Source organism: Nannocystis pusilla, assembly GCF_020073745.1.
Classification (GTDB): domain Bacteria; phylum Myxococcota_A; class Polyangia; order Nannocystales; family Nannocystaceae; genus Nannocystis; species Nannocystis radixulma.
Genome location: NZ_JAIRAU010000052.1, coordinates 14348 through 29148, shown reverse-complemented (window position 1 = coordinate 29148; position 14801 = coordinate 14348). Strand labels below are relative to the sequence as shown.

The window sequence follows — 14801 nt, the reverse complement described above, 5'->3', positions numbered from 1 at the left end:
CGCGAGGCAATCACACACCGGTCGCGCGTCAAGACAGGCAGCAAACAAGCGTCACGGCGCGCCAATGCGTCGACTCGCCCGCTTTCGCGCGGGCCCTCGCGACCGCGAGCAATCGCGAATCAAGTCGTCGCCGCGGGCGGTCCGTGGCGGGGGATGCACGCGCAGAAGGTCGAGCCGACGCCCGGGGTGCTCGTCAGGCTGATCGTCCCGCCCATCGCCTCGACGACGTGGCGGGTGATCCACAGCCCGAGGCCGAATCCGCCGTAGTGCCGCTCCGACACCGCACGCTCGAACCGCTGGAACACCCGCGCCTGGTCTTGCAGCGAGATCCCGATCCCGCGGTCGGCCACCGACAGCGACACCCGGTCGTCCTCTTCCTCGCGGACGATCACGTCGATCGGCTGGGCCGCGCCGTACTTCATCGCGTTGCAGAGCAGGTTGCCGATGATCTGCTCGATGCGCGTGCGGTCCCAGCGGCCGCGCAGCTCGGGCGGCATCTCGAGGTGCAACCGGCAGCCCGCGCGCGCCAGGTTGTCGGCGAAGCCGTCGACCGTCTCGCGCACGAGTGGGACGAGGTCGAGGTCCTCGAGCTCGAGGTGGAGGTGACCGCGGGTGATCTGCGAGACGTCCAGCAGCTCCTCGATGAGCCGCTGCATGCGATCGATCTGCCGCTGCATCCGCTCCAGCTTGGGCTCGACCTCGGCGCTGGCCAGCGCGTCGCTGCGCCGGGTCTGCTGCACCAGGCGCCCGAGCTGCAGCACCACCGGCGTCAGCGGCGTCCGCAGCTCGTGCGAGGCCACGGCGATGAACTCGTCGCGCTTCTGCAGCGATGTCTGCATCTCGCCGTACAGGCGGGCGACGTCGAGGGCCTGGGCGATCCGCAGCCCGAGCTCCTCGCCGAGCGCGAGGTCGTCGGGGCCGAACGTCCGCGTGCGCGCGGCGAGCACCAGCAGCCCGAGCGGCTCGGCCCGGGCGGTCAGCGGGATCATCACCGTCGAGCGATAGCGCATGCGTTCGGCCAGGCCCTCGCCGGCCGGGAGCCCCGGCAGCGGGTCGGCCACGCCGTCGCCGCGACCGGCGACGAGGCGCACCGCGGCCTCGCGCACGACCTCGGTCAGGGGACAATGCTCGGACTGCGCCCGCCGCCGCAGCTCGAGGTAAGGCGCCTCGATCGTCGCGTCGTCGGCCGCGATCGCGATCGCGTGCGCGGGCCCGAACTCGCCCCATTCGTCGAGCAGCTCGACGAGCGCCAGGTCGGCGGCGCTCGTCACCCAGCGGTGGACGACCTCCTCGAGCGCGCTGACGACGTCGAGCGACGAGGCCAGCAGCTTGCTGGTCTCGGCCAGCAGGTCGGCGCGCGACCTCGCCGCCCGCTCTTCGGCCAGCAGCCGCGCGTTCTCGGCCTCGGCCCGCTTGCGCTCGGTGATGTCGAAGAACGAGGTCACCACCGCGCTCGGCGCGGTCGGCCCCGACAGGAACAGCGGCCGCGAATTGATGGAGATCCACGTCAGCTCGCCGCCGGGCTTGTGGACGCCCATGATCACCCCCGACTGCGGCTCGCCGGTGCTGAGCGTGACGCTCGCCGGGTGCGTGTCGCCGGGGAAGGGCGAGCCATCCTCGTGGACCGACCGCCAGCGCGGATCGAGCGACGTCCGCCCGCACATCTGCGCCTGCGTGAGGCCGAGGAGTCGCTCGGCGCTGGCGTTGCAGGTGTGGATCGTGCCCTCGGCGTCCTGCAGGACGATGCCCTCCTCGAGCGCCGCGATCGAGGTCCGGTAGCGCGCCTCGCTGCTCTGCAGCGCCTCCTCGATCCGCTTGCGCGCCGTGATGTCGATGACCCCGCCGAGCAGCCGCATGACCCGACCGCTCGCGTCGCGGATGGCCTTCCCGCGGGCGAGCACCCACACGAGGCCGCCGTCGGGACGGATGATGCGATACTCGAGGTCGGCGAACGTCCCCGTGCTCAGGCTCTCGCGCACCCCGGCGTCGACGACGGCGCGATCGTCGGGGTGGACGGCCTCGATCCCCGCCCGGTAGTCGCGCGGCGCGACCGTGCGGCCGTAGATCCGCAGCGTACCCTCGTCCCACACCAATTCGCGGGTCTCGACATCGACGTGCCACAGACCCAGGCCGGTCGCCGCGATCGCGAACTCGAGCGCGTCGCGGCTGTCCCGCAGCCGCCGGTCCATCTCGATCCGCTGCGTGATGTCGCTGGCGATCAGCGTCAGCGCGGCCACGCGGCCGCCGTGCTCGACCGGACCGACCCGCGTCTCGAAGCGTGCCGCCTCGCCCTGGCCGCAGAAGCCGGCCGCCTCGAACAACCCCGGCGAGCCCGTCTCGACCACGCGGGCGAAGCAGGCCCGGGCGGCCTCGTGCGACTCGGGCGCCAAATATTCATAGATGCTCTCGCCGACCATCTCGAGCGGGGCGCGGTCGGGCCGAGCGCGGTTGACGAAGTGCACCACGCCGTCGCCCGAGATCATGCACACGATGTCCGGGATGTTCTCGAGCAGCGAGAACAGGAACGGCCCCACTCGTTCCAGCTCGTCGAACAATTCGCTCCGTTGACCTGCTGAGCCGAACGACAGCACGACGACGCCTGTACAGTTGCGGACGTGGGCGACGCGGGCACGGTTAAAATCCCAGCAAATCGTCCGCTCGCTCGTCCTGCGAGTCGTCGCACGGACGCGTCGGCCGCGACGGGCGCGTGCGTCCCGGGCGCCCGGCCGAAACGAGGCCTCGCCGGCCGCCGTCGGAGGAATGCTCGCGGCTCCCGGCCGGCGAGGACGCCGCGCGCCCGCGCGTCGCCTGCAGCGCGCCGGCACCCGGGCGAGACCGCGTGCCGGCGCCGATCTGCGCAGGCAGCGCAGCCCGCGTCACATGCTCGATCGGACATGCTCGTTCAACCATGAAGTCGGGAGGCGCAGCAGCCACACCTGCGCGAGCGAGCGTCACACTTGCTGTCCTCGCGGACAGGTCACGCGGAACCTCGCCGACTCGCAACCACGCGACCGTCGCTGGTCACCCGCTCATCGGATCAGCCGCACTCGAAGACGCCGTCGCCGTCGACGCTCACCCGCAGCTCGAAGCTCGTCCCTCGCGCCGAGAACGGCAGCACGAGCGCGTCCTCGCCGGCGAGGAAATTCTCGCCGATGCTGTGGTCGACGAGCACGGCCGTCTTCTCCCCCTCGTCCGTGATCGCGAACACGCGGTACCGCGTCGACCAGCCGCTCTCGAACTCGCGCTCGATGTTCAGCACGTAGCCTTCGCCACCGGCGGTGACGAGCGCACCGCCCCCCTTGCAACCGAGGTACTCGTCGTCTTCGCCGGCGTCCGGCGAGATCCGCACGACGCGCTCGAGGAGCGGAGTGTCCGGCTCGGAGCACGCAGACAGCAGCAGCGCCGTCATCCCGGCGATGACGGGTAGACTCAGGGACGGAAGCGAAGTCGTCATGGCGTGGGGCGTGATCTTATGACACCACTCGCGGCCACGCCTGTCACCACGTCGGTGATGAAATTGTCGGCCCGAGCCGGCGTTGCACGCGCGAGGTCATCGAACGCCGTTCCTCTCGAGTCCCGTCGTGTTGCGACTCGGGGCGATCGCGGGTCGCGGACGGGCCCGTCGCGCCGGCCGTGGAGCTCCGCGCCCTGCGCCGCAGCCCCGCCGGCCGACCGCCGCGTCGACTCATCGCCGGACGCGATCCATTTGGCGACGATTCGCGCGCCCACGCGCGAGAGCGCGGCCACAGTGCCGGCGTGGCGAGCGAACGCGAGAAGATGCTGTCCGGCGAGCTGTACCTGGCCTCCGACACCGAGCTGGTGGCCCTGCGGCGGTCGGCGCGTCGGCTGACGCACGCGTTCAATGCCACCCGCGAGGACGAGCCCGCGGCGCGCGTGGCGATCCTGCGCGAGCTGCTGGGCGCGTGCGGTCCGAACATCGAGATCGAGCCGCCGTTCCGCTGCGACTACGGCGCGAACATCAGCGTCGGCGACGGCTTTTACATGAACTTCGACGGCGTGATCCTCGACTGCGCCGCCGTCGAGATCGGCGCGCACGTGCTGTGCGGGCCCGGGGTGCACATCTACGCGGCCACCCACCCGCTGCTCGCCGCCGAGCGAATGACGGGACTCGAGTCGGCGCGGCCGGTGCGGATCGGCGACCGCGTGTGGCTCGGCGGCCGCGTGATCGTCTGCCCGGGCGTCACCATCGGCGCCGACACCACGATCGCGGCCGGCAGCGTCGTCACCCGCGACATCCCGGCCGGCGTGCTCGCCGGCGGCCATCCCTGTCGCGTGATCCGCCGGCTCGACGAGCGCTGAGCTCAGCCCGGCGGGATCACCAGGTCGGTCAGCGCGATCGCGTTGCCGCCGGCCGGATAGGCGTACGACGAATAGCTGTCGAGGCCCCAGACCACGAGGCCGAACTTGCCGTCGCTCCCGGCGGTGTGCTGTCCGTTGGTGCAGCCGTTCACGCCGACGTCGGCGCGGATCAGATCGACGGTGGCGACCTCGAAGCGGCCATCGCCGCCGACCGGCTGCCAGCCGCCGACCGTGCCCAGGCAATCGACGGTGACGTCGTGGAAGCCGTCGCCGTCGTCGACGCGCGTGATCACCAGGTTGGTGGTCGCGTACGACGGGTCGGTGAAGAAGATGTATTCCTGCAGGAACTGCGCCGGCGGCAGCAGGATCACCCACTCCTCGTCGCCGAGCAATTGCATGAACCCCATCGCCGTCGCGCCGGGGCGGGTGCCGCCGGGGATGTTGCAGGTGTCCATCACCTGCGACAGCACGAACGGGTGCTCGGGGTCCTGGCTGCGGATCTGGAACGAGCCGGTGGCCGCGAAGTCGACCACCTGACCCTGCGCCAGCGCGGCCGGGGCGCCCGGGACCGGCGGGTCGTAGCTCAGCGCCGTGCCGTCGACCGCGCCGACCACCCGGTACTCGATCGCCTCCGGCGCCAGGTCGGCCCGGCGCGTCTCGTAGGCGGCGGCCACGTATTCATAGCCCAGCGCGGTGACCGAGTGGTTCTGCTGGTGCGTCGCCTCGCCGCCGGGGGCCATCATCGGCTGCAGGCGCAAGAAGCGGTTGCCGGTGTGCAGCGCGACCGGCTTGTCGCTGAGGATCAGCGTGCCCGACGCGTCGCCCGCCCCGGCGGCGACCTCCCATTGCACATACTCGCCGGCGTCGACCGTGAATGCCTGGACCACCCCGGCCGGCGCCGCCTCGATGTCGGGCCCGGCCTCGAGGTCGGCGGTCGGACGGATCTCCACGTTCGTGCCGTCGACGGCGCCGACCACCTGCAGCCACAGCGGCCCCGGCGGCACGTGCGTGCCCACGGGCGGCATCACGGCCACATAGTTGGTGCCCCACGCGCTGGTCGGGAACAGCAATTCGGCGCTCGGGATGTACGAGAACGCGCCGCCGAACGGGGCCATGTCGTAGGCGGTCAGCGGGATGTCGGAGGTGACGTGAAAGCTGAGACCGCGGCCGGAGGCGTCGACCTGGGTCGCCGCGCCGGCGGCGTCGGGCACCGGGCAATTGAGGTTCTGCATGGTCTCGGGGTGGATCGCATTGGGGTGACTCGAGAGGAACAGCACCGCGACCTCGCCGGGCCCGAGGCCGGCGGCCGCGACCGGCGACCAGTCCTCCGGCGCCTGCCCCGGCGTGACGACGCGAGCGAACGCGCCGAGGTCGAACGCGACGCCGTCGCGCGTGACCTCGATCTTGGCCGGATGCCCCCAGCTGTTGGTGAGGAACGCGGCGAAGCACGGCGGCGTCGGCAAGTACGGCGAGGTCGGCGGCGTCGGCACCTGGAATTCGCAGCCGAAGTTGGCCTTGCTGGCGGCCGCCGCGTCGCAGGCGGGCACGCACTCGGCGTCGGCGCAGCCCTGGTCGGCCGCGCACTGCTCGACGACCTGCCCGCTCGTGTCGACGACCGCGTGCAGGTCGGCGCTGCACTGCAGCGCCTTCGCCACGTCGAGCCCCTGGCCGAGGTCGAACAGCGGACCCGAATCGGTGCTGCCGGTGGTGGTGGTCGGCGTCGACGTGGCGTCGCTGCCGGTCGGCGCGGTCGCGCTGCTCGCGTCGCCGTCGGTGGTGCCGGTCGGGATCGTCGCGGTCGAGGTGCCCGGCGCGCTGCTCGCGGTGCTGTCGGCCGGCCGTCCGTCGTCGCCGCAGGCGAGGACGACGAGCGCAGAGACACCGAGGATTGCGACACTCCCGCGATTCATCGCATGCAGGTACCTTGCGCTCGCGCGCACGGTCAAGGGCCGGCATCGGCGGGCCGGCGAAACGGCGCGATCGCGGCGGACGCACGGGTCACGGCCGCGCGCGAACGCCCGGGCCCGCTCGTCCCCGCGCCCCTCGCCGGGGCGCCCGGAGGCCGATTCACGCCGATGTCCTGCGCAACCGCCCGCGCACCGCTCCGCGCGGCCGCCGCGATGACATGTCTCATTACACATGTCTCATGAGACATGTCTTCAACACGAGCTGCGCCGGGCCGCCGCGTGTACATGCTTCATCGATCATGTCACACAAGACATGTCTTTGGCGCCATCTCTCGCCGCCCCGCCGGCTCACCCGCGCGACCGGGCGACGATCGCCGCGACCAGCCGCGCCAGCGCGGGCGGGTGCTCCGCGAGGTAGAGCGAGGGCTCGATGAGCTCGAGCTCCATGATCCGCGGCGCGCCGTCGTCGTCGCGGACCACGTCGACGCGCGCGTAGAGCAGCTGGTCGGCGATCGGCGCCAGCGCGACCTCGGCGAGGCGCCGCTCGTCGCCGGCGATCGGGACGGCGGGCGAGACCTGCTCGCGCTCGCCGACGAACCGCGCCGTCTTGCGGATCGCGTGGGTGAGCGCGCCGTCGATCCAGATCAGCGCGCGCTCGCCCGGCCCCTCGACCGCGCGCATGTACGGCTGCACCATCGTGTCCCGGCGAGCCACGTCCTCGGCGAAGCGCTGCTGGCAGGCGTCCGCCTCGGCGCGCTCGAGGCGCCACGTGCCCAGCGACGCGGCCGAGACGGCCGGCTTGACGACCGCGCGATCCCAGCCGCGCTCGTCGAGGATCTGCGCCAGCTCGGGCGCCGCGCCGCGCGCGACGTGGACCGTGTCGACCACGGGGACGCCGCGATCGGCCAGCCCGCGCAGATAACTCTTGTGATAGTTGCCGGCGACGATCGCCAGCGGATTGTACATTCGCGTGACGCCGGCGACCCGCCGCGCCCACGCCAGGAAGTCGTCGGGGCGGTGCGGATAATTCCAGGTCGAGCGGATCACGCACAGCCCGGCCTCGTGCCAGGCGGCCGCCGGATCGTCCCAGGCCAGCACCCGCGGCTCGACGCCGGCCTCGGTGAGGGCGGCGACCAGCAGCGCCTCGTCGGGGTCGGGCTCGGGCTTGATGACGCAGGTGGCGAGGGCGACGCGCATGACCGGCGGAGCATAACCGAGAGCGCGTCCGGTCGGCGCCGCGATCGCTGTCGAGGAGCTCGCATTGCCGGCACATGCTTCGTCCGCCACGCGCGGCGGGACCGGCGGGCCGGCGCGCGACCGGCCCGTCGCCGTCGAGCGCCGCCACTTCGGTGGAGACGTGCGCGGTCACAGCCGGTAGCCGTCGCCGGCCGATTCTGTCGATGAGTCCGGCGGCGCCGGAGCATCGTGTGCCGAGCGCGTATCGGTACGTCGGACGTCGTCGACTCGAAGCGTGAGAATCAATGCGTGCGGACAGGCCATCCGCGAGTCGTTCAGGCGCGAGCCTTGTCGAGACCTGAGCGGCGGACTATGAACTTTCGCATGCGAGCCATCATCGTCGAAGAGTTTGGTGGACCGGAGGTCCTGAAGGTCGTCGAGCTGCCGGAGCCGCGGCCCGGCGCGGGCGAGGTCCGGATCCGCGTGCATGCGGCCGCGGTCAATCCGACCGACGTGTTGCTGCGCTCCGGAGAGATCAAGCGGTTGGCGCCGCAGCTGCCGCCGCCGCCGTACATCCCCGGGATGGACGCGGCCGGGGTCATCGACGCGGTCGGGCCGGGCGGCGACGGCCGGCTGAAGGTCGGGGACGAGGTCGTCGCCGTCGTCACGCCCTACGGTCCGCACAAGGGCGCGTACGCCGAGCAGATCGTGGCCCCCGCGGCCTCGGTCGTCCGCGCGCCCGCGGGGAGCAGCCTGGCGGCCGCGTCGACGCTGCTGATGAACGCGCTCACGGTGCGGCTGGGGCTCGACGCGTTCGGCCTGCAGCCCGGTCAGACCGTGGCCGTCACGGGCGCGGCCGGGGCGGTCGGCGGCTACGCGATCGAGCTGGCCAAGGCCGACGGCCTGCGCGTGATCGCCGACGCCTCGCCGGCCGATCACGCGCTCGTCGAGCGACTCGGGGCCGATGTCATCCTCGAGCGGGGCGACGACCTGGCCCGACGGATCCGCGAGGTCGCCCCGCAAGGGGTCGATGTCGTGATCGACGCGGCCATGTTGCACGAGCAGATCTTGCCGGCGATCCGCGACGGCGGCGGGATCGTGACAGTGCGCGGATGGAGCGGTCCGACGGAGCGCGGCGTCGTCGTGCACCCGGTGTTCGTCGGCACGGCGCTCACCGACACCGCGAAGCTCGAGCGCCTGCGCCAGCAAGCCGAGGACGGCCAGCTGAGCCTGCGCGTGGCCAGGGTGCTCCCGGCCGCGGAGGCCGCGGAGGCGCATCGATTGCTCGAAGCCGGGGGCGTCCGCGGTCGGCTGGTGCTCGACTTCAGCGCGTGACACCCGGGCCCCGGCGAGCCTGTCACCGCCCGGCGCGGCCGAGCTGGGCCAGCAAGAACGCGGCCTCGAAGGCGCGGCCGTGCAGCCACGCGCGGCGGCTGCTGGGCCCCGCGTGGCCGGCGTGGGTCTCGGTGCGCAGCAGCGTCGGGCCGCCGCCGCTGGCCAGGCGGCGCAGGCGGGCGACGTAGCGGGCCTGCTCGTGGTAGGCGACGCGGGCGTCGGCCAGCGACGATTCGACCAGCAGGGCCGGATAGGCGCGCGGACCGAGGTTGGCGTAGGGGCACCAGCCGCGGATCGCGTCGTAGTCGGCGCGCACCGCCGGGTCGCCCCACTCCTCGTATTCGGTGGTGGTCAGCGGCGCGCTCGGGTCGGCCATCGTGCCCACGGCGTCGAGGAACGGCACGCGCAGGACCGCGGCCCGGAACAGCTCCGGGCGGCGATTGAGCGCCGAGGCCACCAGCGCCCCGCCGGCGCTGTCACCGGCGACCGCCAGCATGTCGCGGGTGGTGTAGCCGCGGTCGATCAGGTCGGCCGCGACCGCGAGCAGGTCGTCGACCGCGTTGTCACGGAGGCGCCGGCGCCCGGCCTCGTGCCACGGCTCGCCGAGCTCGCCCCCGCCGCGCACCCAGGCGATCACGAAGTCGACCCCGCGATTCATCAGAGTGCAGCGCGCGGCGTCGAAGTCGGGGTCCCAGGCGAAGCCGTACGATCCGTAGGCCTCGAGCAGGATCGGCCGCGGGCCGTCGTGAGGCCCGGTGCCGGCGAAATACATGTAGAGGATCTCGGTGCCGTCGCTCGCCTGCGCCGACGCGAACGCGCCGGCCTTGAGCCCGCACGCGGTCGGCGGCGGCCGGCTGTGGACCAGCGTCTCCGAGCCGTCGGCGAACGCGAGGTCGACGGTGTCGTCCGGCGCGTGCACCGTGGTGAGGTGCACGCGGTAGTGCGTGGCGGCAGGATCGGGGTTGTCGCCGGGGCTGATGTCGACGATCTCGCCTGTCCGCGGGGACAGGCCGCGGCTGCGCTCGGCCTGGCCGGCGCGCACGGTCGCGCCGGTGGCCCGGTCGACGAACACCAGGCGCGGGAAGCCGCCCTCGCGCTGCAGCAGGACCAGGTGGCTGTCGAAGGCGTCGAGGTGGGCCAGGGCGACGCCGGTCCGCTCGCCGACGACCTCGCGCCAGAGCGCGGGCCTGGGGTCGTTCTCGGGCGCCGCGACCACGCGAAAGTGCGGGGCCCCGCGGTTGCTGCGGATATAAAACTCGTCGCCCGCGTGGTCGACGTCGTAGAGGTGTCCGGGCAGGCGGTAGGCGACCACCGTCCACGGCCCGGCCGGCGTGGCGGCGCGAGCGACCCGGACCTCGCTGGAGGTGGCCGAGCTGCTGCGGGCGATCAGCCACTCGCCGGAGCGGCTGCGCTCGACGTGGATGTCGAACCGCGGATCGGTCTCCTCGAAGATCAGGCGATCGTCGCCGCCGAGAGTGCGGGCGCGCAGGGCGAACGAGCGGTAGGTGTCGTCGCGCACGGTGTAGACGAGCTCGCGCCCGTCGGCGCTCCACGCCGCGGAGGTGACCCGATCGATCCGCTCGGGCCGCTCCACCCCCGTCTCCAAGTTTTTGATGAAGAGCGTGTAGTTCTCGCCGCCGACCTCGTCGAGCGAATAGGCGAGCGCGCGGCCGTCGCTCGAGACCTCGAAGACGCCGAGGTCGAGGAAATCGCGGCCACGGGCGAGTCGCTGCAGATCGAGGACCACCTGCGGCGGCCGATCGTTCGCGGCGCCGACGCGGCGGCGGAGATACACCGGGTGCTCGTCCTGGCGGCGCTGGCGGGTCCAGTACAGCCATTCGCCGCGGCGCACCGGGGCGGACTCGTCGTCGACGTAGGCGATGGCCTCGATCTCGCGCTCGAGCGCGCGCATGAGCGCCCGCTGCGGGCGCAGCAGGGCCTCGGCGTGGCGGTTCTCGGCCGCGAGGTGAGCGCGCACGGCCGGGTCGTCGGGCCCGGCCTTGAGCCACGCGTACTCGTCGCGGTGCGGCTCGCCGTGCAAGGTGACGACGACCTCGTCGACCGTGCGGGCGACCGGTGGCGCGGCAGCGAGGCCGAGGGCGAGCGCGGCGACGCGGAGCATGCCGTGACGATCCCCCGGGTCAGCCCCGCTGTCCAGCGCGCTGCGGACAGCGGAGCCCGTCGGGGGCCTGCGCGCCCTGCAGGTCGATCGAACCCGGTTTCGTCAGCGCGCCGGCTCCGCCCGCGCGCTCACCGGGCCGCGCGCGCGCGAGCCTTCACTTCGTCGACACTCGCACCGGCAGGTCGAGGATGTCGCGGAAGATCGGGTGATTGCCGTAGACCGGCTTGCTCACCAGCTCGATCGTGGGATAGCGGGCCAGGAACTGCTGCAGCGCCGTCTCGGCCTCGAGCCGCGCGAGCGAGGCGCCGAGGCAGAAGTGCGGGCCGTGGCCGAACCACGGGCTCGAATTGGTGCGCCGGCGGATGTCGTAGACGTCGGGGTCGGACACGAACTCGGGGTCGCGGAAGGCCGACGGCGTGTTGAGGAACACGGGCTGACCGCGGTGGAACTCGACGCCCTCGAACGTGAACGGCTGATCGACGAAGCGGGCGAGCCCGCCGCCGCGGCCGAACGCGTTGTAGCGGAGCGTCTCGTCGAGCGCGAGCCGGGCCAGCGACGGATCGGCGCGCAGCAGCGCCAGCTGGTCGGGGTGACGCAGCAGCTCGAGGATCGTGTAGGTCGTGAGGTGCACCGTCGTGTCGGAGCCGCCGATGATGAGGCCGCCGACGAGCGACAGCAGCTCGGCGTCGTTCAGGCGATCGGCGTCGTCGCAGGCGCTGATGAGGTGCGTCATCAGGTCGTCGGCCATCGGCCGCTCACGCCGGTCGGCGATGCACGCCCGCACGATGTCGAGCCCGCGCGAGACCGCCGGCATGTACCCGGCGAACTGCTCGGGCGGCAGGCCGGGGAAGATGGTGGCGATCAGCGCGTCGGCGAACGCGAGGAACTCCGGCTCCGACCCCGACGGGATGTTGAGCATCGCCGCGATCACGCGCACCGGATAGGTCTGGGCGAAGTCGCGGAACACGTTGATCACGCCGTCTTCCGGCAGCGCGGCGAGCACGTCGGTGATGATCTGCGTGACCCGCGGGCGATGCGCCTCGAGGTTGCGCGGCCCGAACAGCGGCGTGACCAGCTTGCGCACCCGCGCGTGCGCCGACGGCGGCATCATGAACAGGTCGTTCTCGCGGATCGCCACGTAGTCGGGATAGGCCGCCCGCAGCTCGTCCGGGAAGCCTGACCCCAGCGTGCCATCGGTGACGAGCCGCGGATCGCGGATCAGCGCCATGACGTCGCGATAGCGGAACACGACGTGCCCCTTGACCTGCTCCCACGCGTAGATCGGCGCCTGCTCGCGGAATCGACGGTACGTGGGATAGGGATCCTCGACGAACGCGGGGTCGAAGGGATCGAACTTCAACTCGGACGGGCCGCTTGTTTCCAGCATTGGCCCGACGTAGCACATCCCCGCAGGACTCGACAGAGCGAGCCTGCGGCGCGCCACGCAGGAGACCGCACGCGCATGCGCGCAGCGCCGCTCCGCTGCGCGCGCGCGGCAGCCGCTGCGCGCGGACGAGCCCCGGAGCTCGGCCGTCCAATGCGTCCCGACCCTCCCCGACCGTCCGCGCCCGATGTGCGGCGCGACCGCGGTGAACACCTCAATCGCGGGCGCGGAGAACTGTGGTGATTGATCGCCACGACATCGCCCCGGAGATCCATCACGCGCGATCGGCGAGACAATCACATGTCTCGAAAGACAGATTGGCCGTTCGCTGCTGCGGCCGCTCGCCCCCAAACGAAGGGTCACCAGGCGCGCGCACACCGGTTACGTTGTCGGCATGGCTGGCTCGACTCGCTTCGCCGACCACCTCGCGGCACACGCGTGACCGCTCCGTTTGGCGAGCCGTTCAGTCCCAGCAGCCGAACACGAGGTCGCCGACGCGCTCGGGCCGCCAGTGCCGCGCCTGCGCCAGCTCCTGGCCGTGGAGGCGCGTCGCCCAGTCCTGCGGCGCGAGCCGCGTCTCGAGCTGGGCCGCGGTGGCGAGCTCGTGCGGGCCGTGGAACGCGGCCGCCAGCAGCGGCGCGTCGACGAAGCGATAGTCGAGCCGCTGATCCCATCGCGCGAATGCCAGCACCGGCTGGGCGGCGTTGAGCAGCAGCCACAGCGGCGTGCCCTCGTGATCGACGCGGGCGCGGTAGTACTCGGCGGACTGGTGCGGGCCCTCGCACTCGCCGAGCGCGGTGCGGGGGACCGCGCGCGCCATCGCGTGGCAGGCCGCGCGGAACGAGGCGAGGTTCCAGCGCGGATCGTGGCTGCCGCCGAAGCCGGTCAGCCCCGGGCGCACCAGCGCGAGCGCGCCCGCGACGACCGCCGCATTCGCCTGCTCGTCGCGCCGCCTCGCCATCGCCGCGGCCGAGCATAACCGGGCTCACGCGCCGTCGCACTGGCCGTCGTGATCCGCGTCGACCCCGCCGGCGCGCCAGCAGGCGAGCCAGTCGTCGAGGAACAGCCGGCGCTCGGCCACGAACTCGCGCATGTCCTCGATCTGGTCGAGGTGCTTCTCGAGCGAAAACGGCTTGTTCAGGTCCTCGGCCGCCGCGTCGGCGATCTGCGCGGCCCAAATGTCGATCCGCTCCTGCAGGACATCGGGGTCGTAGGCGGTCTGCACGGCGGACGCGATCGCGTCGACGTACTTGCGGAACCACTCCGGGTCGGCGGTGGCGATGTCGTAGAAGGGCCGGCCGTGGTCGCCCTCCTTGATGTAGGTGTACGGGTCGGTGTCGGGCTCGAGCCGCGTGAAGGTGTCGTCGAGGTCCCACGGGATCACGACGAAGCCGGTCTTCGGGTCGTTGTAGACGTACTGATTGAGCCCCCCGCCCCACGCGCCGTCGCGGTCCGGGATCACGGCCTCGGCCGCCCACTCGCGCAGCGCCTGCTCGAGGTTCATCACCGCGAGCAGGTCGTCGACGGTCTCCGCGTCGTTGAGCCGCTCGACGTCGGCCTCGCTCGGGTCCTCCTCGTTGGTCTTCTTCTTCCAGCCCGAGCCGCCGCCGCCGCGCTTGTACAGGTTGCCGCTGCTGTCCTCGAAGTTGCGCTCGAGGAACTCGCTGTCGACCTTCTCGATGCTGGTAAAGAGGCCGTAGTAGGTGCCGTTGAGCACGACGCGGGCGTTGTTGGCGCACGGCGCGGCGATCCCGGCGTCGCGCAGGATCGCCAGCGCCAGGCGGTCGCGCAGGAAGCTGCGGTTGTACTCGGCGGCGTCGAACAGCACGTGCTTGAGCCCCTCGAACCGGCCCTTCTTGTCGTAGGTGTTGAACGAGACCTCGAACTGCATCTTCTTCGCGTCGGGCCAGTGATCGGAGTTGCCGCGCAGCCGCACCGAGGCGTCGGTGATCACGGTGTCCTCGACCTTGAACGCGAGCAGCGGGTGCTCCTCGAGGTTGTTGTCGTCGGCGACCGCGAACTCGTGCTCGATCTCCGCCAGCTCGTCCGCGGCGATCTCGAGCTCGAAGGTCGGGAACAGCTCCTGGCCGTAGATCCGCGGGCACGCCTTCGGCTGCCACACATCCTCGCCGCCGGTGGTCGGGTCCGGGGCGCCGGTGCCGGTGCTCACAGGGTGGTCGCCGGTGGTGCCGTCGTCGCCGGTCGAGGTACCCCCGGTCGGGAGGGTGGCGGCGCCGGCCGTCGCGTCCTCGATGGTGGTGCCGCCGGTCGATTCGGCGCCGGAGGTCGTCGCGGCGTCGCTGTCGGTAGCGCTCGATTGGGGCTCCTGTGTGGTACAAGCTGCGATTATCACGAACACGGGGAGAGCGGATGCACGACGCATGCGCTCAGGCTGTACAACTGTCCGGGCGCGACAAGGGAGCGTCGTCACGCCGGCTCGCGGTCGGGCCGGAACGCGGGTTCGCTCGGAGGGCGTGGTGCGATGATTGATCCGGCAAATGTGATGAGTGCGAAGCCGCCCGGGGCTTGCGCTGTGAGAACATGTGGTCGAGATGTG

10 protein-coding genes are annotated in these 14801 nt (G+C 72.1%); 2 read left to right on the top strand and 8 right to left on the bottom strand.

Going from position 1 to position 14801, the window contains the following annotated elements; all coding sequences use genetic code 11:
- Positions 1–119: 119 nt before the first annotated feature.
- Positions 120–2591, bottom strand: a complete 2472-nt coding sequence (locus tag K7C98_RS36865) for a PAS domain S-box protein (RefSeq protein WP_224196572.1) — start codon at positions 2589–2591, stop codon at positions 120–122.
- 446 nt (positions 2592–3037) lie between these two features.
- Positions 3038–3454: a hypothetical protein gene (locus K7C98_RS36860; protein WP_224196571.1), complete on the bottom strand. Its 417-nt coding sequence runs from the start codon at positions 3452–3454 to the stop codon at positions 3038–3040.
- 302 nt (positions 3455–3756) lie between these two features.
- On the opposite strand from K7C98_RS36860, the gene K7C98_RS36855 reads away from it, so the two are divergent.
- Complete coding sequence (locus tag K7C98_RS36855) at positions 3757–4320, top strand: sugar O-acetyltransferase (protein ID WP_346660331.1); 564 nt, start codon at positions 3757–3759, stop codon at positions 4318–4320.
- 2 nt (positions 4321–4322) lie between these two features.
- Here the strand turns inward: K7C98_RS36855 and K7C98_RS36850 are convergent, their stop codons facing one another.
- On the bottom strand, positions 4323–6230 hold the full coding sequence (locus tag K7C98_RS36850; protein WP_224196570.1) for an IgGFc-binding protein: 1908 nt from the start codon (positions 6228–6230) through the stop codon (positions 4323–4325).
- 345 nt (positions 6231–6575) lie between these two features.
- Positions 6576–7424: an ATP-grasp domain-containing protein gene (locus tag K7C98_RS36845; RefSeq protein ID WP_224196569.1), complete on the bottom strand. Its 849-nt coding sequence runs from the start codon at positions 7422–7424 to the stop codon at positions 6576–6578.
- Positions 7425–7787: 363 nt separating this feature from the next.
- Between K7C98_RS36845 and K7C98_RS36840 the strand changes: the two genes are divergently transcribed.
- Positions 7788–8738, top strand: coding sequence for a quinone oxidoreductase family protein (locus K7C98_RS36840; protein ID WP_224196568.1), 951 nt, complete (start codon positions 7788–7790; stop codon positions 8736–8738).
- A gap of 22 nt (positions 8739–8760) precedes the next feature.
- Here K7C98_RS36840 and K7C98_RS36835 read toward each other — a convergent pair whose 3' ends face one another.
- The 4 genes from K7C98_RS36835 to K7C98_RS36820 all read right to left on the bottom strand — a co-directional run bounded on the left by K7C98_RS36835 (position 8761) and on the right by K7C98_RS36820 (position 14627).
- Complete coding sequence (locus K7C98_RS36835) at positions 8761–10860, bottom strand: prolyl oligopeptidase family serine peptidase (protein ID WP_224196567.1); 2100 nt, start codon at positions 10858–10860, stop codon at positions 8761–8763.
- Positions 10861–11014: 154 nt separating this feature from the next.
- Positions 11015–12247: a cytochrome P450 gene (locus K7C98_RS36830; RefSeq protein WP_224196566.1), complete on the bottom strand. Its 1233-nt coding sequence runs from the start codon at positions 12245–12247 to the stop codon at positions 11015–11017.
- Between the two features lie 460 nt (positions 12248–12707).
- Positions 12708–13205 (bottom strand): hypothetical protein, encoded by a 498-nt coding sequence (locus K7C98_RS36825; protein WP_224196565.1) that lies wholly within the window; start codon positions 13203–13205, stop codon positions 12708–12710.
- A gap of 24 nt (positions 13206–13229) precedes the next feature.
- The gene (locus tag K7C98_RS36820; protein WP_224196564.1) at positions 13230–14627 is read right to left on the bottom strand and encodes a CotH kinase family protein; all 1398 of its coding nucleotides are present in this window, start codon (positions 14625–14627) and stop codon (positions 13230–13232) included.
- Positions 14628–14801: the final 174 nt, after the last annotated feature.